Annotated in this window: 21 protein-coding genes (1 of these 21 running past the window's edge); 5 read left to right on the top strand and 16 right to left on the bottom strand. The window is 73.6% G+C overall.

The annotated features are described in order from the left end of the window. The 4 genes from AVL61_RS06840 to AVL61_RS06825 form a co-directional block, all read right to left on the bottom strand. Positions 1-94: part of a cbb3-type cytochrome c oxidase subunit I coding region (locus AVL61_RS06840; protein WP_058873618.1), annotated on the bottom strand (this coding region is incomplete at its 3' end). Its footprint begins 1,177 nt before the window's first position; the window shows 94 of its 1,271 annotated nt. A 9-nt stretch (positions 95-103) separates the two neighbouring features. Further along, a complete protein-coding gene (ctaC, locus tag AVL61_RS06835; RefSeq protein WP_058873613.1) occupies positions 104-988 on the bottom strand; it encodes an aa3-type cytochrome oxidase subunit II in 885 nt (294 codons plus the stop codon). Between the two features lie 249 nt (positions 989-1,237). Continuing rightward, entirely contained in the window at positions 1,238-1,609 is a 372-nt protein-coding gene (locus AVL61_RS06830) for a HesB/IscA family protein (RefSeq protein ID WP_058873612.1), read from the bottom strand. Between the two features lie 84 nt (positions 1,610-1,693). Beyond that, positions 1,694-3,109: a dipeptidase gene (locus AVL61_RS06825; protein ID WP_058873617.1), complete on the bottom strand. Its 1,416-nt coding sequence runs from the start codon at positions 3,107-3,109 to the stop codon at positions 1,694-1,696. Between the two features lie 107 nt (positions 3,110-3,216). On the opposite strand from AVL61_RS06825, the gene AVL61_RS06820 reads away from it, so the two are divergent. Next, positions 3,217-3,777, top strand: coding sequence for a DUF3043 domain-containing protein (locus AVL61_RS06820; RefSeq protein ID WP_157571322.1), 561 nt, complete (start codon positions 3,217-3,219; stop codon positions 3,775-3,777). 115 nt (positions 3,778-3,892) lie between these two features. On the opposite strand, the gene AVL61_RS06815 is transcribed toward AVL61_RS06820, so the two are convergent. Further along, positions 3,893-4,978, bottom strand: coding sequence for a quinone-dependent dihydroorotate dehydrogenase (locus AVL61_RS06815; protein WP_058873610.1), 1,086 nt, complete (start codon positions 4,976-4,978; stop codon positions 3,893-3,895). A gap of 94 nt (positions 4,979-5,072) precedes the next feature. Here AVL61_RS06815 and AVL61_RS06810 point away from each other — a divergent pair, with 94 nt between their 5' ends. Next, on the top strand, positions 5,073-6,131 hold the full coding sequence (locus AVL61_RS06810; protein ID WP_058873609.1) for an alpha/beta hydrolase: 1,059 nt from the start codon (positions 5,073-5,075) through the stop codon (positions 6,129-6,131). Here AVL61_RS06810 and AVL61_RS06805 read toward each other — a convergent pair. The 8 genes from AVL61_RS06805 to AVL61_RS06770 all read right to left on the bottom strand — a co-directional run bounded on the left by AVL61_RS06805 (position 6,083) and on the right by AVL61_RS06770 (position 15,261). After that, entirely contained in the window at positions 6,083-6,877 is a 795-nt protein-coding gene (locus tag AVL61_RS06805) for an isoprenyl transferase (RefSeq protein ID WP_058873608.1), read from the bottom strand. The genes AVL61_RS06810 and AVL61_RS06805 overlap by 49 nt on opposite strands. Before the next feature lie 2 nt (positions 6,878-6,879). After that, positions 6,880-7,632, bottom strand: coding sequence for a DNA repair protein RecO (recO, locus tag AVL61_RS06800; RefSeq protein ID WP_058873607.1), 753 nt, complete (start codon positions 7,630-7,632; stop codon positions 6,880-6,882). Positions 7,633-7,747: 115 nt separating this feature from the next. Continuing rightward, a complete protein-coding gene (leuA, locus tag AVL61_RS06795) occupies positions 7,748-9,493 on the bottom strand; it encodes a 2-isopropylmalate synthase (protein WP_058873606.1) in 1,746 nt (581 codons plus the stop codon). A gap of 175 nt (positions 9,494-9,668) precedes the next feature. Next, positions 9,669-11,138 (bottom strand): LCP family protein, encoded by a 1,470-nt coding sequence (locus AVL61_RS06790; RefSeq protein WP_058873605.1) that lies wholly within the window; start codon positions 11,136-11,138, stop codon positions 9,669-9,671. A gap of 139 nt (positions 11,139-11,277) precedes the next feature. Next, positions 11,278-12,348 (bottom strand): GTPase Era, encoded by a 1,071-nt coding sequence (locus AVL61_RS06785; protein ID WP_058873604.1) that lies wholly within the window; start codon positions 12,346-12,348, stop codon positions 11,278-11,280. Further along, positions 12,341-13,669, bottom strand: a complete 1,329-nt coding sequence (locus AVL61_RS06780) for a hemolysin family protein (protein WP_408669412.1) — start codon at positions 13,667-13,669, stop codon at positions 12,341-12,343. Before AVL61_RS06780 ends, AVL61_RS06785 begins: the two co-directional genes overlap by 8 nt. A gap of 9 nt (positions 13,670-13,678) precedes the next feature. Further along, positions 13,679-14,185 carry an rRNA maturation RNase YbeY gene (gene ybeY / locus AVL61_RS06775; protein ID WP_058873602.1) on the bottom strand — a complete coding sequence of 169 codons (507 nt, stop codon included), beginning with the start codon at positions 14,183-14,185 and terminating at the stop codon, positions 13,679-13,681. Then, on the bottom strand, positions 14,185-15,261 hold the full coding sequence (locus AVL61_RS06770; protein WP_058873601.1) for a PhoH family protein: 1,077 nt from the start codon (positions 15,259-15,261) through the stop codon (positions 14,185-14,187). The genes ybeY and AVL61_RS06770 overlap by 1 nt, the downstream gene beginning before the upstream one ends. A 310-nt stretch (positions 15,262-15,571) precedes the next feature. Between AVL61_RS06770 and AVL61_RS06765 the strand changes: the two genes are divergently transcribed. Further along, positions 15,572-16,498 (top strand): GerMN domain-containing protein, encoded by a 927-nt coding sequence (locus tag AVL61_RS06765; protein ID WP_058873600.1) that lies wholly within the window; start codon positions 15,572-15,574, stop codon positions 16,496-16,498. A 16-nt stretch (positions 16,499-16,514) separates the two neighbouring features. Here the strand turns inward: AVL61_RS06765 and AVL61_RS06760 are convergent, their stop codons facing one another. The 3 genes from AVL61_RS06760 to hrcA all read right to left on the bottom strand — a co-directional run bounded on the left by AVL61_RS06760 (position 16,515) and on the right by hrcA (position 19,521). Continuing rightward, positions 16,515-17,294: a 16S rRNA (uracil(1498)-N(3))-methyltransferase gene (locus AVL61_RS06760; protein ID WP_058873599.1), complete on the bottom strand. Its 780-nt coding sequence runs from the start codon at positions 17,292-17,294 to the stop codon at positions 16,515-16,517. Further along, positions 17,291-18,442, bottom strand: a complete 1,152-nt coding sequence (dnaJ, locus tag AVL61_RS06755; RefSeq protein WP_058873598.1) for a molecular chaperone DnaJ — start codon at positions 18,440-18,442, stop codon at positions 17,291-17,293. The genes AVL61_RS06760 and dnaJ overlap by 4 nt, the downstream gene beginning before the upstream one ends. Before the next feature lie 71 nt (positions 18,443-18,513). Next, entirely contained in the window at positions 18,514-19,521 is a 1,008-nt protein-coding gene (hrcA, locus tag AVL61_RS06750; RefSeq protein WP_058873597.1) for a heat-inducible transcriptional repressor HrcA, read from the bottom strand. 175 nt (positions 19,522-19,696) lie between these two features. Here hrcA and AVL61_RS06745 point away from each other — a divergent pair, with 175 nt between their 5' ends. Both AVL61_RS06745 and AVL61_RS06740 read left to right on the top strand, forming a co-directional pair. Then, entirely contained in the window at positions 19,697-20,560 is an 864-nt protein-coding gene (locus tag AVL61_RS06745; RefSeq protein ID WP_058873596.1) for a DUF3097 domain-containing protein, read from the top strand. A gap of 178 nt (positions 20,561-20,738) precedes the next feature. Continuing rightward, positions 20,739-21,203, top strand: a complete 465-nt coding sequence (locus AVL61_RS06740; RefSeq protein WP_058873595.1) for a DUF4870 domain-containing protein — start codon at positions 20,739-20,741, stop codon at positions 21,201-21,203. Positions 21,204-21,249 lie beyond the last annotated feature (46 nt).

Genomic DNA, 21,249 nt, shown 5'->3' with positions numbered 1-21,249 from the left:
TGATCCAGTTGACGACCATCCGGCCTTTGGACCGGGGCACCACGCGCGGAGCGACAGTGGCTGCCTCGTCCCGTGAATACTCGAGTGTGGACACCGGTACTCCTTAGTTTTCGAGAGGATTGACGGGCAGGACGTCGTCCGTGCCGGGGTAGGAGTCGCGGCTGTACTCCTCGCCCAGGGCCCCGGTCTGGCCGGCGTCGCGCAAGGACTGGATGTGGTCGTCGTACTCGGCCTGGCTGACCACGTTGACGTTGAACAGCATCTCGGAGTGGTACTCCCCGCAGAACTCGGCGCACTTGCCGAAGTACGAGCCCTCCTGGCCGGTGGTGATGCTGATGTTGTTGGTGCGTCCCGGGAACATGTCCGCCTTCTCGAGGAACGCGGGGACCCAGAAGGAGTGGATGACGTCACGGGAGGTGACCTGCAGCTCGACCTCGCTGTCGACGGGCAGGTACAGGGTGGGCACCCGCTCGGGGACGCCCTCCTCACCGTCCAGGTGGCCCTGGATGCCGGTGTCCCAGACGTCCTCGCTCAGGTAGTTGAAGTCCCAGGCCCACTGCTTGCCGTAGACCTGGACGGTGACGTCCGGGTTGTCGTGCTGGGCGGTGATCTCGGCCTGCGTCCGCTCGGTGAAGAAGAAGAGGGACATGATCAGGGCGATCGGGACGATCGTGTAGAAGACCTCGAGGGGGGCGTGGTACGCCACCTGCCGCGGGTAGCCCGTCTCGTACTTGCGCCGGCGGTAGGCGATCATGCACCAGAGCATGAGTCCCCAGGTCACCAGTCCCACGGCGAGGGCCGCGATCCAGGACCCGATCCACAGGTCGAGGATCATGTCGGCGTTGTCGGTGGTGCCCCGCTCGGTGGGCATCCAGCCGAGCTTCGCCTCTTCCGAGCAACCCGTCAGCGCGGTTGCTGCCAGGACTGCTACCGCAGACACCTTCGCCGTGCGGCGCCGGAGGCTGTCGGTTCGTGTGTGCGAACTCACAGACGGCCCTTCCTCTTCTTCTCGTGCTCGTCGCCTGCGCGCCGGAGGCCCCGATTCCGAGAGCCCGGACACAGTCAGGTGGAATGTTTCCCTCCGAGCTTACCCCGTGTCGCTGACATCTGGTGACACAGTGTCAGCTTCCGCGCGGCGCTCGGGACCCCTGCGGCGGACGCCCTCCGGAGCCCTGCGGAACGCGGAGAGGCCCGCCGTCCGGGCGGACGGCGGGCCTCTCGGGACGAGCGGACGGACTCAGTGGAAGGAGTCGCCGCAGGCGCAGGATCCTCCCGCGTTGGGGTTGTCGATCGAGAACCCCTGCTTGGAGATGGTGTCCTCGAAGTCGATGGTCGAGCCCTCGAGGTAGGGCACGCTCATCTTGTCCACGACGACCTCGACACCGCCGAAGTCGCGCACGGAGTCCCCGTCCAGGATGCGCTCGTCGAAGTACAGCTGGTAGATGAGGCCGGAGCAGCCGCCGGGCTGCACCGCCACGCGCAGCCGCAGGTCCGTGCGGCCCTCCTGCTCGAGCAGGGCGCGGACCTTCTGGGACGCGACATCGGTCAGGTCGACGCCGTGGGTGGGGAGGCCGTCCACTGCGGCGCCGTTGTCGGTCGTGACGCTCATGATGCTCACTTTCTGTGGAGGGGTGCCGCACGGCGTCGGGCCGGCGGCGGGTCTACCAGGGGAACAACGGATGGGCGTTCCGGTTCATTCCCGGGCCCGCTCGGGATGACGGGCCGCGTCGTCGAGGGCGAGGAGCATGAGGGTCTCGGCGACCACCGCGCGCTCGAACTCCCCCAGGTGCAGCGACTCGTTGGCGCTGTGCGCGCGGGTGTCGGGGTCCTCGACGCCCGTGATCAGGATGGCGGCCTCCGGGTACACCTCCGTGAGGTCCGCGGTGAAGGGGATGGAGCCCCCGATGCCCGTCTCCACGGCGGGCCGGCCCCACGACTCCCCCAGCGCCCACCGGGCGATCCGGGCGGCCTCGGAGCTCATGTCGGTGCGGAAGGACTGTCCCGTCTCCTCGAGCTCGAAGCGCACGTGCGCCCCGAACGGCGCGTGGGCCTCGACGTGGCGCCGGAGCGCCTCCGCCGCCTCGGCGGGGTCCTGCCCCGGGGCCGTGCGCAGGCTCAGCTTCGCCCGGGCGGAGGGGGCGATGGTGTTGGCGGCGACGTCCACGGGCGTGACGTCCATGCCGGTGACGGACAGGGCGGGCCGGGTCCACAGGCGCGAGGCGATCGAGCCGCGGCCGGCCAGCCGGACGCCGTCCTTGACGGCGGCGTCGGCCCGGAACCGCTCCTCGTCGTAGTCCAGGTCGGTGCGGTCCTCGGCGAGCAGCCCCTCGACGGCCACGGCGCCGTCGTCGTCGTGCAGGGTGGCGATGAGGCGGGCCAGCAGCGTGGGGGCGTCCAGGACCGGTCCGCCGTACAGACCGGAGTGGACGGCGTGCTCGAGCACCGACAGCTCCACGACCGCGCCGACCATGCCCCGCAGGCTCGTGGTGAGGGCGGGCACGCCGACCTCCCAGTTGGAGGAGTCCGCGATCACGATGACGTCGGCGGCCAGCCGGTCCCGGTGGGCCTCCAGGAAGTTACGGAAGGACGGGGAGCCGGCCTCCTCCTCCCCCTCCACGAAGACGGTCACGCCGAGGCCGAGACCGTCCCCGCGGTGGGCGGCGGCGGCGCGCAGCGCGCCGACGTGAGCCATGATCCCGGCCTTGTCGTCGGCCGCGCCCCGTCCGTAGAGGCGGCCGTCGCGCTCCTCGGCGGCGAACGGCTCCGAGTTCCACAGCTCGCGCCGGCCGGGCGGCTGGACGTCGTGGTGGGCGTAGAGCAGGACGGTCGGGCGACCGGGCGCGGGGCGGCGGTGGGCGACGACGGCGGGGTGGCCCGGGCCGTCCCCGAGGGGCACCCGCAGGATCTCCACCTCGTCCAGCCCGGCGTCCGAGAGGACGCCGGCCACGGCCTCCGCGCTGCGCTCGAGCTGCGCGGGGTCGAAGGACTCCCAGGCGATGCCGGGGATCGCGACCAGCTCGACGAGCTGCTCGAGGGTCCGTGGCAGGTCCGCGCGCACGACCTCGCGCACGGCGTCGACGGGAACGGTCGGGGCACAGGGCTCGGTCATGGTGCCCACCCTATGTCCGGGGCCCGGCGGGGACCGGCAGGTCCGTCGGCTATCCTTGACGGGTGTTTGGACGCAAGAAGGAAGCAGAGCGCGCAGGGTCCACGTCGGTGACCGCTGCCCCCGCCCCCACGGACCCGGCAGCCGCCCCGCGGCGGACGGAGGGCAAGGGCCGGCCCACGCCCAGCCGCCGGCAGCAGGAGGCCGCCCGGCGCCGCCCCCTGGTGCCGGAGGACCGCAAGGCCGCGAAGGCGCAGTCCCGTGACGCGGCCCGCGAGCAGCGGATGCGGGCGCAGGCGGGGATGGCCGCCGGGGACGAGCGGTTCCTCGGTCCGCGGGACCGTGGCCCGCAGCGCCGGTTCGCGCGGGACTGGGTCGACTCGCGGATCAACGTCGGCGAGTACCTCATGGTCGTGGCGCTGCTCGCGCTCGTCATCCTGTTCTTCCCCGTCCAGGAGGTGGCCACCTACGGCGTCTACCTCATCTGGGCGCTGATGGTCCTGGGCATCGTGGACGCCGTGCTGTCGACGGCGCGGATGAAGAAGGCGATGCAGGCGAAGTTCGGGACCGTGGAGGGGGGCGTGCGCTGGTACGCGGCCATGCGCTCCTTCACGATGCGCCGGCTGCGCCTGCCCAAGCCCCAGGTCGCCCGCGGCGAGCGGCCCGCCTGACCCGCTTGACCCCGCCGGCCCCGCGGCGATCCCGCCGCGGGCGGTGGGGCGGACCCGGCAGCACTGCCCCCGGACCGCGCGGTCCGGGGGCAGTGCTGTTCCCGCCGCCGGGCGGTCAGTGCCGGGCGCGCCGCGCCCGGGCGAGGCCCTGGTTGATGCGGCGGGCCCAGAAGGGGCCCTCGTAGAGGAACGCGGTGTAGCCCTGCACGAGCGCGGCACCGGCGTCGAGGCGCTCCTGGACGTCCTCGGCCGTGGTCACCCCGCCCACGGAGACCAGGGTCAGCCGGCCCCCCACGCGCTCGCGCAGCAGGCGCAGCACCTCGAGGGAGCGCCGCCGCAGCGGGGCGCCGGAGAGCCCGCCGGCCCCGTGCGCCTCGACCTCGGACGGGTCGGAGCGCAGGCCCAGCCCGTCGCGGGCGATCGTCGTGTTGGTGGCCACGATGCCGTCCAGCCCCAGGTCGAGCGCCAGGTCCGCGACGGCCAGCACGTCCTCGTCGGACAGGTCCGGGGCGATCTTCACGAGCAGGGGCACGTGCCGGTCCGCGGACTCGTCGGCGGTGCGGCCCACCGCGCTCAGGAGCGGGCGCAGGCTCTCGATCTCCTGCAGCTGCCGCAGCCCCGGGGTGTTGGGCGAGGAGACGTTGACCACCAGGTAGTCCGCCAGGGGGGCCAGGGTCCGGGCGCTCTGCAGGTAGTCGTCCACCGCGTCCTCGAGCGGCACCGTCTTGGTCTTGCCGATGTTCACGCCGAGCACGGGACGGGCCCGGCCCCGGTGGTCCGCCTCGAGCTCGCGGCGCGCCCGCGCGAGACGCGGTGCCACGGCCTCCGCGCCCTCGTTGTTGAAGCCCATCCGGTTGACCACCGCGCGGTCCCGCACGAGCCGGAAGAGCCGTGGCCGGGGATTTCCCGGCTGCGCCTGGGCGGTCACGGTGCCGATCTCGACGTGGCCGAAGCCGAGGTCGGTGAGGGCGCTGACCCCCTCGGCCCCCTTGTCGAAGCCCGCCGCGAGCCCGAACGGGGACGGGAACCGCAGGCCCATCGCCTCCACCTCGAGCGCGGGGTCGGCACGGGTGTACACCCGCAGGGCCGCGCTGACCCGCGCGGTCCGGGCCGCCCGGATTCCGAGGAACCCGGCCCGGTGGGCCCGCTCGGGGTCCATCCGGGAGAAGACGGCCGTGAAGAACGTAGGGTAGAAGCGCATGGGCCCAGTCTTCCACAGGGCTCCCCTCCGGCCGGGCGGTCGCGGAGGGGCTCCCGGGCCGCCGTCCCGACGACCGCCCACGCGAGGAGAGGGCATGGCTGCTCCCCCGGACCCGTGGGTCCCCGACGTGCTGGGGCCGGGCTTCCGCGCCCGGACCGTGGACCTGGACCCCGGCTCCGCCCCGCACGCCACCGCCACGGTGGTCCGTTACCGGCCCGGTGACGTCCCGCTCGCGCCGGACCGCCTGCGCGGGGCGGTGCTGTACCTGCACGGCTGGTCCGACTACTTCTTCAACGCCGAGCTGGCCCGCACGTGCGCGGCCGCGGGGTACGCGTTCTACGCCCTGGACCTGCACGGCTACGGGCGCAACCTCACCGACGAGGTGCTCGCCGAGGAGGACGGCTGCCCGGGGCACACCACGGACCTCGCGGACTACGACGACGACATCGCCGCCGCCCTCGAGGTGATGGCCGGAGACGGGGTCCCCGGCCCGGACGGCCGTCTGGTGCTCATGGGCCACTCCACCGGTGGCCTCACCGCGGCGATGTGGGCCTCCCGGCACCCCGACCGCCTGGACGGCCTGGCCCTCAACGCCCCCTGGATCGGCAGCCACGGCGCGGACGCCGTGGGCGCGGCCCTGCGCCCCCTGGTGGCCAGGCTCGCCGAGCAGCGCCCGGACCGTCCGGTGCGGGCCCGGCTGCGCAGCCACTACTACCGGGTGATCAGCGAGCAGGCCGAGGGCGAGTGGCCCATCGATCCGCGCTGGCGCCCCGAGACGAGCTTCGACATCACCCCGGGCTGGCTCAACGCTGTCCTTCAAGCTCAGGGTGAGGTTGCTAAGGGGCTGAACCTTCACCTTCCAGTGCTGGTGCAGACCTCTGCCCGCTCGTGCATCCGGCCCTGGTGGAGCGAGCGGATGCGCTCGGCCGACACCGTGCTGGACGTGCGGCAGATCCGCCGGCATGCGCCCGACCTGGGCACCGACGTGACGGTGCGCGCCTACGAGGGCGCCGTCCACGACGTCCACCTCTCCCGTGAGGCGGTGCGGAGGGCCGCGCAGCGCGACCTCTCGTCCTGGCTGCGCGGCCTGCGGCGCCGCCGGCCTCAGGCGGAGGCGCCCGGTCCGGCCACGCGGTCGACCGCTCCGCCGTAGCGCCGGTCGCGCCGCGCGTAGACCTCGACCGCCTCCCACAGGGTGCGGCGGTCCACGTCGGGCCAGAGGACGTCCTGGAAGACGAGCTCGGCGTAGGCGGACTGCCACAGGAGGAAGTTCGAGATGCGCTGCTCCCCGGAGGAGCGCAGGAAGAGGTCGACGTCCGGCAGGTCGGGCTCGTCCAGATAGCGCTGGACCGTCTTCTCGTCGATGCTGCGCGGGTTCAGGGTGCCCGCCCGGGCGTCGGCGGCCATGGCCGCCGCGGCGTCGGCGATCTCGGCGCGGCCGCCGTAGTTCACGCACATGGTGAGGGTCACGACGTCGTTGTCGCGGGTCGCCCGCTCCGCCTCCTCCAGGCGGTTGATGACCGATCGCCACAGACGCGGCTTGCGCCCGGCCCACCGGATCCGGATGCCCCACTCCTGGAAGGTGGGCAGCTGGCGCTCCATGACGTCGGCGGTGTAGTTCATCAGGAACGTGACCTCGTCCAGGGAGCGCTTCCAGTTCTCGGTGGAGAAGGCGTAGGCGCTCACGTACGGGATGCCCATCTCGATGGCCCCGGCCATGACCTCGATGAGGGCGGCCTCCCCCGCCTTGTGGCCCTCGTTGCGCGGCAGGCCGCGCTGGTTCGCCCAGCGACCGTTCCCGTCCATGACCACGGCCACGTGCCGGGGCACGAACTGCCGCGGGATCGGCGGGGCGCTGGCGCCGCTGGGATGGGCGGGCGGGGCGGCAAAGCCGGGCATGGTCAGCTCCGTTCCACGAGGTTCAGGGACCGGACGGCCCTCTCCAGGTGCCACTGTACGTAGCCGGCGACGATGCCGGCCGCGGCCCGGGCCGTGCGGGGCTCCACGGCGTCGATCCGCTCCCACTCACCGGTGAGCAGGGCGGAGAGGTGCTCGACGGTGTCGGGGTCGGGCGCGGCGGCCCCCGGCGGGCGGCAGGCGGGGCACACCGCGCCGCCGAGCTGGGCGGAGAACGCCTCGTGCGGTCCGGGGGCGCCGCACCGGGCGCAGTCGGTGAAGCTCGGGGCCCACCCGGCCGTGGACACGGCCCGCAGCAGGTAGGAGTCCAGGACGGACCCCGGGTCGTGCAGCCCGCGGGCCAGGGCGGACAGGGCGCCGACGAGCAGCCGGTACTGCTGGGCCGCGGACTCGTCGTCGTTCTCCGTGAACTTCTCGGCGGCCTCGGTCATGGCCGCGGCCGCGGTGTACTTGGCGTAGTCCGCGGCGATGGCCGACCCGTAGCCGCGCTTGCCCAGGGCCTGGGAGACGATGTCGAGGTTGCGGCCGGTGACGAGCTGCAGCTCGGCGACGTTGAACGGCTCGAGCCGGGAGCCGAAGCGGGAGGTGGTGCGCCGCACGCCCTTGGCGACGGCCCGGACCTGCCCGTGGTCCCGGGTCAGGAGCACCACGATCCGGTCGGCCTCGCCGAGCTTGTAGGTGCGCAGCACGACGGCGTCGTCCCGGTAGCTGCGTGATGCGAACGTCGTCCTGGCCACCGGATCATTGTCCCACGGCGGGCGGACGGCACAGGCGGGCGTGCCGGGGCCGGCACGACGACGGCGGGCGCGCCCCGGTCCGGGACGGCCCGCCGCGCCGTGACGGACGGGACGCTCAGGCCTGGGCGTCCCGCACGGCCCGGTTCACCGCCGAGACGACGGCCTTGAGGGAGGCCCGGGTGGTGTTCGCGTCGATGCCGACGCCCCACAGCACCCGGTCCCCGACGGCCGCCTCGACGTAGCTGGCGGCCTGGGCGTCGCCGCCGGCCGACAGGGCGTGCTCGCTGTAGTCGAGCACGCGCACGTCCACGCCCTCGGACGCGAAGATCGCCAGCAGCGCCTCGATGGGCCCGTTGCCCTGCGCCGTCCGGTGGTGCTGCACGCCGTCGACGTCCAGGCCGATCTCGAGGGTGCTCTCCCCGTCCTCCTCGGAGGTCGTGGTGATGTTGGTGATCCGGTACCGGCCCCAGCGCGCGGCGTCCCCGTCCTGGGCGGTGGGCAGGTACTCGTCCGAGAACACCTTCCACAGCTCCGCGCCGGAGACCTCCCCGCCGGAGGTGTCGGTGTGCTCCTGCACCACGCGGGAGAACTCGATCTGCGCCCGGCGCGGCAGGTCCAGGCCGTGCTCGTTGGCGAGCAGGTAGGCCACCCCGCCCTTGCCGGACTGCGAGTTCACGCGGATGACCGCCTCGTAGGTGCGGCCCAGGTCCTTGGGGTCGATGGGCAGGTACGGCACGGCCCAGACCAGCTCGTCGACGCCCCTCCCCTGCTCCTGCGCGTCCCGGGTCATCCGGTCGAAGCCCTTCTTGATGGCGTCCTGGTGGGAGCCGGAGAAGGCCGTGAACACGAGGTCCCCGCCGTAGGGGGCCCGCTCGGGGACGGGCAGCTGGTTGCAGTACTCCACGGTCCGGCGGATCTCGTCGATGTCGGAGAAGTCGATCTGCGGGTCCACGCCCTGGGTCAGCAGGTTCAGGCCCAGGGTCACGAGGTCCACGTTGCCGGTCCGCTCGCCGTTGCCGAACAGGCAGCCCTCGATCCGGTCCGCGCCGGCGAGGTAGCCCAGCTCGGCGGCGGCCACGCCGGTGCCGCGGTCGTTGTGCGGGTGCAGCGAGACCACGGTGGCGTCACGGTTGTAGAGGTTGCGGCACATCCACTCGATGGAGTCCGCGTAGACGTTGGGGGTGGCCATCTCGACGGTCGCGGGCAGGTTCAGGATCATCTCCCGGTCCCCGCCGATCTCGAAGGTCTCGGCCACGGCGTTGGAGATCCGCGCGGCGAACTCGAGCTCCGTGCCGGTGTAGGACTCCGGGGAGTACTCGTAGGTCACGGACGTGTTCTTCAGCTGCTCCTCGTGCTTCATGCACAGCCGCGCCCCGGTGAGGGCGATGTCCACGATCCCGTCCATGTCCTGCTCGAAGACCACGCGCCGCTGCAGCGTGGAGGTCGCGTTGTAGAGGTGCACGATCGCCTTGTCGGCGCCGTCGATGGCCTCGTAGGTGCGTTCGATGAGGTGCTCGCGGGACTGCGTCAGGACCTGGATCGTGACGTCGTCGGGGATCCGGTCCTCCTCGACGAGCCGGCGCACGAAGTCGAAGTCGGTCTGGGAGGCGGAGGGGAACCCCACCTCGATCTCCTTGTAGCCCATCCGCACGAGCAGCTCGAACATCTTGAGCTTGCGGTCGGAGTTCATGGGGTCGATGAGCGCCTGGTTGCCGTCGCGCAGGTCCACGGCGCACCAGCGGGGCGCCTCGGTGATGACCCGGTCCGGCCAGGTGCGGTCGGCGAGGTCGAACGGGAACTGCTGCTGGTACGGCACGTACTTGTGGATCGGCATGCCGGAGGGCTGCTGGTGGTTGCGCATGGGGTGGGCCTGTTCTGCTCGAGACGTCTGCGGGTGGCCGGGCATCAGGAACTCCGCAACGGGAGGCCGGCCATGCTGTCGACGGGTCAGGCCCCGTTGCGGCACGTAAGGAGGAGCGTCCCAGTCCGCATGTGTTCAACCTATCACGGTGCGCCCGGCGTGCCGGGTCGCGCGCTCACCAGTCCCCGGCCGCCTCCTGGCAGGTGTGCTGCTCGGCGGTCTGTCCGTTGAACTCCCCGGGCAGCCCGGGCCCCAGGGCGAGCCGGTCCCCCTCCTGGAAGTCCTGGCCCACCGAGACGAACACCCCCGTGACGTCGGTCGTCGGCACGATCTGCGAGGAGGGCACGCCCAGCACCTCGGCGACCTCGACGGCCGCCTCGTACCAGCCCGCGCCGAAGAACACCTGCGTGCCCGGCAGCTCGGTGGCCTGCGGGCCGGACTCGACGGCGGTGTACCCCTCGTCCTCGAGCGCGTCGGCGATCTCGGCGTCCCGGCCGTCGACGCCGGAGACGTTGGCGACCGTGAGCGGGACCGTGGCGGGGTCGACCGTCGGGACCGGGGTGGCGGCGTCGGGCGACGGGGTCGCGGAGGAGGTGGGGGCGTCGGTGGGCCCCGCGGACGGCGACGTGAGCGGGCGGTCCTCGCGCAGGGCCTCGAAGAGGTGCTCGGCCGGCTCCTCGTCGAGCTGCAGCCGGTTGGGGTCCGCCTCGTAGGGCTCCGTGGGCACGGTGACGAAGACCATGGCTCCGAGGTCGATCCCCCGGACGGCCGTGGCGAGGCCCACCACGGTCGGGACGGAGCCCAGCCCCTCGTCGACGTGCAGGTTGCGGGTGGCGACGTCGGCGATCTCGTAGAGCCTGGGGAGGTCCCGCAGCGTGCCCTCGTCCTTGATCTTGCGGGCCAGGGAGGCGAGGAAGGACTGCTGGGACCGGATCCGGCTCGTGTCCCCGCCGTCGCCGAAGGCGGCACGGCTGCGCAGGAACGCCAGGGCCTGCTCGCCCTCCACGGAGGACACCCCGGCGGGCAGCTCCAGACCCGACTTCGGGTCGTCGACGGCTTCGTTGACGCACACCTCGACCCCGCCCACGGTCGAGGAGAGCTCCTTCACCGCGTTGAAGTCGGCGAGCATGAAGTGGTCGATCTTGAGCCCGGTCATCTCGTTGACGGTCGCGACCGTGCACCCGGGCCCGCCGTTGGCGATCGCGGAGTTCAGCATCGCGTCCTCCTCGGCCGGGTGGACCTCGCCGGTCTCGGGATCCGTGCAGCGCGGGATGTCGGCCACCAGGTCGCGGGGCAGGGAGACCACGGACACACCGCTGCGGTCCTCGTTCACGTGCACCAGCATCATGACGTCGGTCAGCCCGGACCCGGAGCTGTCGTCCTCGTCGCCGTAGCGCTCGTTGCCCTCGCCGTCACGGGTGTCCGTGCCCATCACGAGGATGTCCAGCGGGCCGGCCTCGGGCCCGGTCCCGTCGCCGAGGTCGAGCGGGGAGGTGTCCAGGTTGGACTGCAGCCGCCAGGTGGCGGCCACGCCGGCCCCGAGGACCGCGAGCAGCACGGCGACCAGCGCGACGGCGGCCCAGCGCTTCCGGGACCATCGGCGGGCGCGCGGACGTGCGGGGACGTCGGGGGGCGATGAGGACACGGTGTTCTTCTCCTGGGGGCCCCGGGCACGAGGCCCGGGGTCGGGGGACGGCGCCCGGCCGGGGCGCCGGGTGTCATGGTAGTCGCCCGCCCCGTGGCCGGGGGCGGGCGACGCGGCGGGGCCGGGACGCGGCCGTGGTTCAGAAGCCCAGCCGGGAGAGCTGCTTGGGGTCGCGCTGCCACTCCTTGGCGACCTTCACGTGCAGGTCGAGGTAGACCTTCGTGCCCAGCAGGGCCTCGATGGCGGTGCGGGAGCGGGTGCCGATCTCGCGCAGCCGCGCGCCGCCCTTGCCGATGATGATGGCCTTCTGCGAGGACCGCTCGACGTAGACGTTGACGCGCACGTCGAGCAGCGGGCGGTCCGCGGGGCGGTCCTCGCGGGGCACCATCTCCTCGACCACGACCGCGAGGGAGTGCGGCAGCTCGTCCCGCACCCCCTCCAGCGCGGCCTCCCGGACGAGCTCGGCGACCATCGTCATCTCGGGCTCGTCGGTCAGCTCGCCGTCGGGGTACAGGGCCGGGGACTCCGGCATCCTGCCGATGAGCAGCTCCGCGAGGGCCTCGACCTGGAACCCGTCCACGGCGGAGACGGGGATGACGTCGGCCCAGCCCGGGTCGTCGGCGTCCGGGCGGGGCGCGTGCGCGGCTCCGGCGCGGTGGCGGGGCTTGCGGGCGGCCCGTTCGGCCCGCTCCGCGCGGACCCGGTGCTCGGCCTCCATGACGGTGCGGCCCAGCTCGGTGACCGCCAGCAGCTGCTCCGTGAGCTCGGCGCGGGAGACGGTGTCCGTCTTGGTCACGATCGCCACCACCGGCTTGTTCCCGGAGGCCGCGAGCTGCTGGGCGATGAACCGGTCCCCGGGGCCGATCTTCTCGTCCGCGGGCACGCAGAAGCCGATGACGTCGACCTCGGCGAGGGTGTCCGCCACGAGGTCGTTGAGCCGCTCGCCGAGCAGCGTCCGCGGCCGGTGCAGGCCCGGGGTGTCCACGAGCACGAGCTGGCCCTCGGGCCGGTGCACGATGCCCCGGATGGTGTGCCGCGTGGTCTGCGGCCGGCTCGAGGTGATCGCGACCTTCTGCCCGACCAGGGCGTTGGTGAGCGTGGACTTCCCGGCGTTGGGGCGGCCGACCAGCACGGCGAACCCGGCGCGGAACGGGGTGTGCTCCCCGGCTGCGGGCTCACCGGCGGGAACGGCGGGTGTGGGCTCAGACATGGTGGTGGGACTCCTCCTCGGACTCCTGGGCGGCGGGCTCCACTGCCGTGGACCCCGGAGGGACCCAGTCGGGGTCCCGGCGGACCTCGAGCTGGCCCACCCGGTTGCGCCGGCCCTCCAGGGTGACGGCCTCGAGGACGATGCCCTCGACGGTGGCGCGGGAGCCCACGATGGGCACCCGGCCGATGGACTTGGCGAGCAGGCCGCCGGCCGTGTCGACCTCGTCGTCCTCGAGGTCGACGCCGAACAGGTCGCCCAGGTCCTCGACGCCGAGCCGGGCGGAGACGCGGTAGCGTCCGCCGCCGAGCTCGGCGACCTCGGGCTTCTCCCGGTCGTACTCGTCGACGATCTCCCCGAGCAGCTCCTCGATGAGGTCCTCCAGGGTCACGAGCCCGGCCGTGCCGCCGTACTCGTCGACCACGACGGCCACGTGGATGGACTCGAGCTGCATCTCGCGCAGCAGCTCGTTGACCTTCTTCGACTCGGGCACGTAGCGCACCTCCCGGGCGAGCTCGGAGAGCCCCCCGAGACGCAGGCCGGTGCCGAGGCGGTGCACCCGCTCCGCGAGGTCCTTCTGGTACAGGATGCCGAGGACGTCGTCGGCGCTCTCGCCGATCACCGGGATGCGGGAGTAGCCGGAGCGGAAGAACAGGTTCAGGGCGTTGTCCACGGTGTCGTCGTCGTCGACGGAGACCATGTCGGTGCGGGGCACCATGACCGCCCGGACGTTGGTGTCGTCGAGGTCGAAGACCGAGTGCAGCAGCTCCGCCTCGTTGTCCTCGATGAGGGCCTGGCCCGTGGAGCGGTCGACGAACTCGAGCAGCTCCTCCTCGGTCAGGTAGCCGGGGGCGGTGCGCTCCGGGTCCCGGGCGACCGACGAGCCCAGGCGCACGAGCATCCCGGGGACCGGGCCGAGCACCGTGCGCAGCACGCGCACGAGACCCGCGGTGGCCCGCACGGTGCCCGCGGCGTTGCTCCGGCCGACCTGGCGGGGCGAGACGCCGGTGAGCACGAAGCCGACGGCCGCCATGACCACGGTGGCCAGCAGCCCGGCCAGCCAGACGTCGTCGAGACCGTCGAACATCGCGAGGGCGACCGCCACGGCGGAGGCCGTCTCGAACCACACGCTCCAGAAGCGCAGGGCCTGCAGGTGCGCGGTCGGCGTGGCCAGGATCCTGGCGGCCGAGGACTCGGGGGCGTCCCGGGTGATGGCCTCGGCGTCCGCGCGGGGCAGGTAGGTGAGGCCGGTCTCGGCGGCCGTGAGGACGAAGGCCGTGCCCAGGAACACGATCGCCGCGACGACCAGGACGGCAGTGGTCATCATGGGGCGCTACTCCATGGTCTCGACGGGCGCGGGCCGGCCGAGGAAGTCCGTGAGCAGGTCCCGCTGGAGGGCGAACATGACCCGCCGCTCCTCCGGCTCGGCGTGGTCGTGCCCCAGCAGGTGCAGGATGCCGTGGGTGGTGAGCAGGCACAGCTCGTCCGCGACGGAGTGCCCGGCGGCCTCGGCCTGCCGGAGGGCCACCGGGGGGCACAGCACGATGTCGCCCAGCGTTCCCACGGCGGGCTCCTCCGGGGTGCCCGGTCGTAGCTCGTCCATGGGGAAGGACAGGACGTCGGTGGGGCCGGGCAGGTCCATCCACTCGACGTGCAGGCGCGCCATCTCGTCCTCGTCGACGACCGCGATGGACAGCTCCGCGTCGGGGTGCACGTGCAGCCGCTCCAGGACGTGGTCCGCGAGCCGGCCCAGCAGCTCGACGTCGACCGCGGACCAGGCCGGGCGGTCCGCCGCCGGGACGTCCTGCGGGTCGGCCCGGAGGTCGAACTCGACGGCCATCAGGCCTCCTCCCCGTCCCCGGCCGGGGCGGCGTCGCGAGCGGCACGGGTCTCGTCCTTGCGGCGGCGCCGCTCGTTGCGGTGCCGGTTGGTCGTGTCGAAGGCGTCGTAGGCGCTGACGATCCGGCTCACCAGCTCGTGGCGCACCACGTCCTCCGCGGTCATCTCCGTGAACGCGACGTCCTCGACGCCGCCCAGCACGTGCTGGACCTGGCGCAGCCCGGAGGACGTGCTCCCCGGCAGGTCCACCTGGGTGACGTCCCCGGTGACGACCATCTTGGAGCCGAAGCCGAGCCGGGTGAGGAACATCTTCATCTGCTCCGGCGTGGTGTTCTGCGCCTCGTCGAGGATGATGAAGGCGTCGTTGAGGGTGCGGCCGCGCATGTACGCCAGCGGGGCCACCTCGATGGTGCCCGCCTCCATGAGCCGCGGGATCGAGTCCGGGTCCATCATGTCGTGCAGCGCGTCGTAGAGCGGGCGCAGGTACGGGTCGATCTTCTCGCTGAGCGTGCCGGGCAGGAAGCCGAGCCGCTCCCCCGCCTCCACCGCCGGGCGGGTGAGGATGATCCGGGACACCTCCTTGGCCTGCAGGGCCTGGACCGCCTTGGCCATGGCCAGGTAGGTCTTGCCCGTACCGGCCGGGCCGATGCCGAAGACCACGGTGTGCTCGTCGATGGCGTCGACGTAGGCCTTCTGGTGCAGCGTCTTGGGGCGGATCTTGCGCCCGCGGCTCGAGAGGATGTTCTGGGTGAGGGCGCCGCTGGGCCGGGCGGTGAGGTCCCGGCCGATCAGCGCGAGCAGCTGGGTGATGACCTGGGGGGTGATCGAGGTCTCGCGCCCGGCCAGCACCTTCAGCTCGTCGAACAGGGTGGCGACGATCTGCACGGCCCCGCCCGGGCCCTCGATGCCGAGCTCGAGTCCGCGGGGGCTGGTCTCGAGGCCCGGGAACGCGGTCTCCACCTGGCGCAGGGTGTCGTCCCCGGAGCCGAGACAGCGGACCATCGTCTCGCGGTCGGGGAAGGTGATGACGGTGCGGGCCGTCAGTGGGTGCGTGGTGCCGGGCAGCGTCTCAGTCATGGGTTCGGCCGCGCGGGCCGTGCTCTCGCTCTCGATCGGGTTGCCGTGGATGGGTCGGCGGACGGCGCTCGTCCTCCTTCCAGGGTACCGCGCGGCTCCGGCGCCGGAGGCCGCGGGGGCGCACATTCCGATTTGGTATCGGTCACGGCCGCAGGGGCTCCTCGGCTGGGGGCGCCCTCGGCCGATGTGCTGGAATGGTGCGGTCCTCCGGCAGGGGGACGGGTGCGACCTCCTCCCCCCCCCCGGTGCCGGCACCGCCCCCCAGCAGATCCCGCAGAAGATCCCGGAAAGCCGAGGTGCGCGTCCCCCCATGACCACCGCCCGTTCCCGGCGCCCGTCCGCCCGCGCCCGCTTCCCCGTGCTGGCGCTGTCCGCGGCGGGCGTCCTCGTCCTCGGCGCGTGCGCCACCGGTCCGGGCAGCTCCCTCGACGGCGCGGTCCCCGCGTCGGGCACCGTTCCGGCGGCGCCCGCCGCGTCGGGCACCGCCGAGGTCAGGGTGGCCACCACGAAGCTGCCCGTCTACTGGGTGGGCCGCGCGGCCGGCGAGGAGCGGCTGTTCCGGGAGTTCCGGGACGCCTCCGAGGCCGCCGCGGCCGTGGACCCCATCGCCGCAGCGGCCGCGCTGATGACCGGGGCGACCCCGCGGGACCCGGACTACCGGACGCTGTGGTCCCCGGTGGACCGGGTGGGCGCCTCGACGTCCCCCGAGGGGACCATCACGGTGGACATGCCGTCGGAGGCCTTCCGCGCGGACCTGGACGGGAACGAGGCCCGGCTCGCCCTCCAGCAGCTCGCGCACACGGTCACGGCCGCCGCGGGAACGGCGGGCCTGCTGCCCGAGGGCTCCGAGGCCGAGGTGAAGGTGCTCGTGGACGGCCGTCCCGACGAGGAGGTCTTCGGCGCCGTGCGACTCGACGCCCCCCTCCGGCCCGACGAGAGCGCCGAGGCGCCGATCTGGCTCGACGAACCACGGCAGGACGCCCGCGCCGAGGGCTCCCTGACCGTGTCCGGCCGGGCGCTGGACGGTGTCCGGAGCGGCCGCTGGAGCGTGGCCGAGCAGGACGGGCGGCGCGTCTCGAGCGGCGCGGCCGCCGCCGTCCCGCGCGCCGACGGGACCGCCGGGTTCCGGACGGAGGTCGAGCTGGAGCCCGGCGACTACGTCGTGACGGTCGTCGGCCGGAACGCGGAGGGCGACACCGTGCGCGACGACAAGGACGTGGCGGTGCTCCCGGGCTGATCCGGTCCGGCTGGGCTCAGCGGGGCCCGGACGCCCAGCGTCCGAGCGCGGCGCTGAGCACCGCCAGCGCGGCGGGTCCGGCGGTCGAGCTGCGCAGCACCTCGTGGCCGAGCCGCACCGCGTGGGCTCCCGCGCCGGCCAGGGCCTCGAGCTCCGCCGGGGCGATGCCCCCTTCGGGCCCCACCACCAGGACGATCCGCTCCGAGCCCGCCCACGGCACCCCCGGGGCGCCGGTCAGTTCGGCGAGGGACTCGCCGGCCTCCTCGTGCAGGACGAGGCCCCGCGTCCCCGGCTCGCCGAGCAGACGGGCGAGCTCCCGGGTGGTGCACAGCGGCAGCACCTCCGGCCAGGCCGCCCGGCGGGACTGCTTGGCGGCGGCCGCGACGGTGTGGACCCACTTCTCGTGGCTCTTGGCGGCGCGCTCCTTCTTCCACCGCACGATCGAGCGGTCGGCCTGCCACGGCACCACGGCGTCCACGCCCAGCTCGGTGGCCGTCTCCGCGGCCAGCAGGTCCCGGTCGCCCTTCGCGAGGGCCTGGGCGAGGACGAGCCGGGGCGTGCGGACGGGCTCGGTCGTCACCGAGACGACGCCGACCTCCATGCTGTCGCGGTCGGCCGAGCGCAGCTCCCCGGTGGCCCGGGTCCCCGCGCCGTCGACGAGCTCGAGGGGCTCGCCGGGCGCGAGGCGGCGCACGGTGACGGCGTGCCGGGCCTCCGGGCCGGTGACCGTGAGCGCCGCTCCGGGGCGGAGGCCCGTGAGCCGGCCCGGCTCGACCTTGAAGACCGGCAGGCTCACAGGTCGGAGAACCTGTCCTTGAGCCGGGAGAAGAAGCCGCCGGAGCCGGCCGGGGAGTTCAGGGTCGTGCCGGTCGACTGGTCCTCGCCGCGCAGCCGGGACAGCTGCTCGAGCAGCTCGCGCTGCTCGTCGTCGAGCGCCGTGGGCGTCTCGACCTCGAGGTGGACGAACAGCTCGCCGCGTCCGCCGCCGCGCAGCCGGGTGGCCCCGAGCTCGTGCAGGGTCACGGTGTGGCCGGTCTGCGTGCCGGGGGACACGGGGACCTCGCGCTCGCCGTCGAAGGTCTCGAGGGTCACCGTGGTGCCGAGGGCCGCGGAGGTCATGGGCACCCGGACGCGGGCGTGCAGGTCGTCGCCCTGGCGCTCGAACGTGGGGTCCGGGTCGACCTTGAGCTCGACGTAGAGGTCGCCGTTGGGGCCGCCGGCGGTGCCGGCCTCGCCCTGTCCCGAGAGGCGGATCCGGTTGCCGGTCGAGACGCCGGCGGGGATCTTGACGGTCAGCGGGCGGCGGTCGCGCACGCGGCCCTCGCCGTAGCACTCGTGGCAGGGGTGCTTGATGACGGTGCCGAAGCCCTGGCAGGTGGCGCACGGGGCGGCAGTGACCACGGTGCCCAGGATGGACTGGACCTGGCGCTGGACCTGGCCGGAACCGTGGCAGACCTCACAGGTCTCGGGCTGGGTGCCCGCCTGGCAGCAGCTGCCGTTGCACGTGGGGCAGACCACGGCGGTGTCCACGGTGATCCTCTTCTCCGTGCCGAAGACCGCGTCCCGGAGGGAGACGCGGACGTTGATCAGCGCGTCCTGGCCCTGGCGGGTGCGGGACGCGGGGCCGCGCCGGCCGGAGCCGGCGCCCCCGGCGCCCTGGAAGAAGGTGTCGAAGATGTCGGCGAAGCCGAAGCCCGAGCCGGGGAAGCCCCCGCCGAAACCGGTGTCGGTGCCGTTCTCGTTGCCGGTCGCGTCGTAGACCCTCCGCTTCTCGGGGTCGGAGAGGACGTCGTTGGCGTGGGAGAGGCGCTTGAAGTCCTCGGCGGCCTCAGGGCCGGGGTTGACGTCGGGGTGCAGCCGGCGGGCCTTCTTGCGGTAGGCCTTCTTGATCTCTTCCTGGCTGGCGTCCCGGGACACGCCCAGGGTCTCGTAGTGATCGCTCACCGTGGTCCGTTCTGTCGAGAGGTCTGTGGTGGGTTTCGCTGGAGGGCCCCGGGAGCGGGGCCCGCGGGGGCTCAGCCCCCGAGGATACGGGAGAGGTAGCGGGCGACGGCGCGCACGGCGGCCATCGTGGACGGGTAGTCCATGCGCATGGGACCGACGACCCCCACCTTCGACTGCGGCCCGTAGCCGGTGGCGACGACGGCGGCCTCGGACAGGGGGCCCTCGGCGTTCTCCGTGCCGATCCGCACGGCGACCCCGCGGGCGTCCTGCTCCATCTCCGAGAGCAGCCGGAGCATCACCACCTGCTCCTCGAGGGCCTCGAGGACCGGGCCGATGCTCAGGTGGAAGTCCCCCGTGGCACGGGCGAGGTTGGCGGTGCCGGCCATGACCATGCGGTGCTCGGCCCCGCCGGCCGCGAGGGCGGCCACGGTCTCCCCCACCGCCGCGGCGGCCGGCTGGAGCGGCGGGGCGGTGCCCGCGGCCATCACCGCGAGGGCGTCCGGCACCGCGGTCAGGGAGCGCCCCACCACGGCGGCCAGCACCCGGGCGCGCAGCTCGAGCAGCTGGGACTCCTCGAGGGGCGCCCGCAGCACGGCCACGCGCTGGGCCACCCGGCCGTTGGTCGGGATGAGCACCACGAGCACCCGCCCGGCCCCGAGGTCCACGACCTCGACGTGACGCACGGTCACGCCGGAGGCGTGCGGGTACTGCACGACCGCGACCTGCTGGGTCAGCTGCGCGAGCAGCCGCACGGTGCGCTCCATGACGTCGTCGATGTCCGCGGCGTCGTCGAGCAGGCGCTGGATGGCCCGCCGCTCCGGCCCGGACAGCGGCTTGACGGCCGCGATCTGGTCCACGAACGTGCGGTAGCCCTTGTCGGTGGGGATCCGGCCGGAGCTCGTGTGGGGGGCCGTGATCAGGCCCTCCTCCTCGAGCGCGGCCATGTCGTTGCGCACGGTGGCCGAGGAGACGCCGAGCCGGTGCCGGTCCACGAGCGCCTTGGAGCCCACGGGCTCGCGGAAGTGCACGTAGTCCTCCACGATGGCCTGCAGGATCTGCAGTCGTCTCGGATGGTTCACGCCGCTCCTCCCCGGTCCGTGCTCGTGCTCCGGCCGCCCTGGCACTCGGGTGGCCACAGTGCTAACGCCGTCCAGTGTAGCCCCCGTGTCCGACCACCGGGCCGCCACCCCCGGTTTGGTACGCTTCCGGCTGATCCGCGCCGGACGCGCGGCACCGCGACCCGGGAGGACGACCATGAGCGACCACGGCTGGGGGCCGCGCAGCCTCGACGACGACGCCCTCGCCCGCCGCCGGCCCGCGTCCGCGGAGGTTCCGGTGGCGCCGGGGCTGCTCCTGGAGGACGTGACGACCGGCTGGGTCGGCGCCGTCGTGTCCCTGGAGACCATCGGCGGCATGCGCGTGATGGGGCTGGAGGACCGCCGGGGCCGGGTCAAGGCGTTCCCGCTGGGACCGGGGTTCCTGCTCGAGGGCGAGCCCGTGGTCGTCGTCGAGCCCCGCCGGACCCCGGCGGCGAGGACGCCCGCTCGCACGCGGTCGGGGTCCGTGGCCGTCGAGGGGCTGCGCGCGAGCACCGCGAAGGCCTCCCGGGTGTGGGTCGAGGGCTACCACGACGCCGAGCTGGTGGCGAAGGTGTGGGGCCACGACCTGGCCGTCGAGGGCATCGTGGTGGAGCCGCTGCACGGCATCGACGACCTGCCCGCCGCCGTGCGGGAGTTCGGGCCCGGCCCCGGGCGGCGGCTCGGGATCCTCGTGGACCACCTCGTGACGGGCTCCAAGGAGTCCCGGATCGCGGCCGAGACCATGCGCCTGCCCGGCGCCGCGGGCAACGTCCTGGTGCTGGGCCACCCGTACGTCGACATCTGGCAGGCGGTCAAGCCGCGCGCGCTCGGCGTCGACGCCTGGCCCGTGGTGCCCCGCGGCACCGACTGGAAGACCGGCGCCGCCGCCGCCCTCGGCTGGCCGCACCGGACCCCCGGGGACCTGGGACGGGCCTGGCAGCACATCCTCGCCCGCGTGGACAGCTACGCCGACCTGGAGCCGTCCCTGCTGGGCCGCGTCGAGGAGCTGATCGACTTCCTCACCGCGCCCGCGGCCTGATCCGAGGCGTGATCCGGCGCGCCCCCGCACCCTCCGGCGGCCGGGACGAGCCGGTCGTGACGTCACAAAGGCACACGTGCGAGGCCGCGATCCGCCGCCGTCCGGACCGGTCGGTAGGATGGTGGAGTCCCACCCACCGGCCGCGGTTCCGCCGCGGTCCCACCGCCGAAGGACTTCCGTGCCCGTGCAGACCGACCCCCGATCGAGCCGCGAGAACGCCGGGGCCCCGTTCGAGGGCCTCTCCCCCGTGGCCCAGCCACTGACCGTCACCGAGGACCACCAGTGGGCGACCCTGGCGCACTTCGGCGGCGTCATCGGCTTCCTCCCCTCGTTCCTGCTCCACCGCGTCTTCCGCGGCCGGGGGCCGTTCACCGAGCAGGAGTCCATGGAGGCCATGAACTTCACCCTGCTGCCGACCCTCGTGGTGGTGGCGGGCATCCTGCTGGCCCCGGTGCCGTTCATCGGCTGGTTCTTCGCGCTCGCCGCCGCCGCCGCGTGGCTGCTGCTGGCCGTCGGGTCCTTGATCGGCGGGGTCCGCGTCAACCAGGGCGAGCCGCACCAGTACCGCTTCAACACCCGGCTCTACGACCGGCTCGTCGAGAAGCTGCGCGAACGGTCCCGGGAGCGCGCCGAGCGCGGCTGACGCCGCTTCTCGCACGCGGGGACGTCCCGCGCCGGGTCCGCCCTCT

Origin of the sequence: Kocuria rosea subsp. polaris, assembly GCF_001483755.1 — a bacterium.
Classification (GTDB): Bacteria; Actinomycetota; Actinomycetes; order Actinomycetales; family Micrococcaceae; genus Kocuria; species Kocuria cellulosilytica.
Note: the sequence above shows the minus strand (reverse complement) of the source record. Positions and strands in the feature narration are given on the sequence as shown.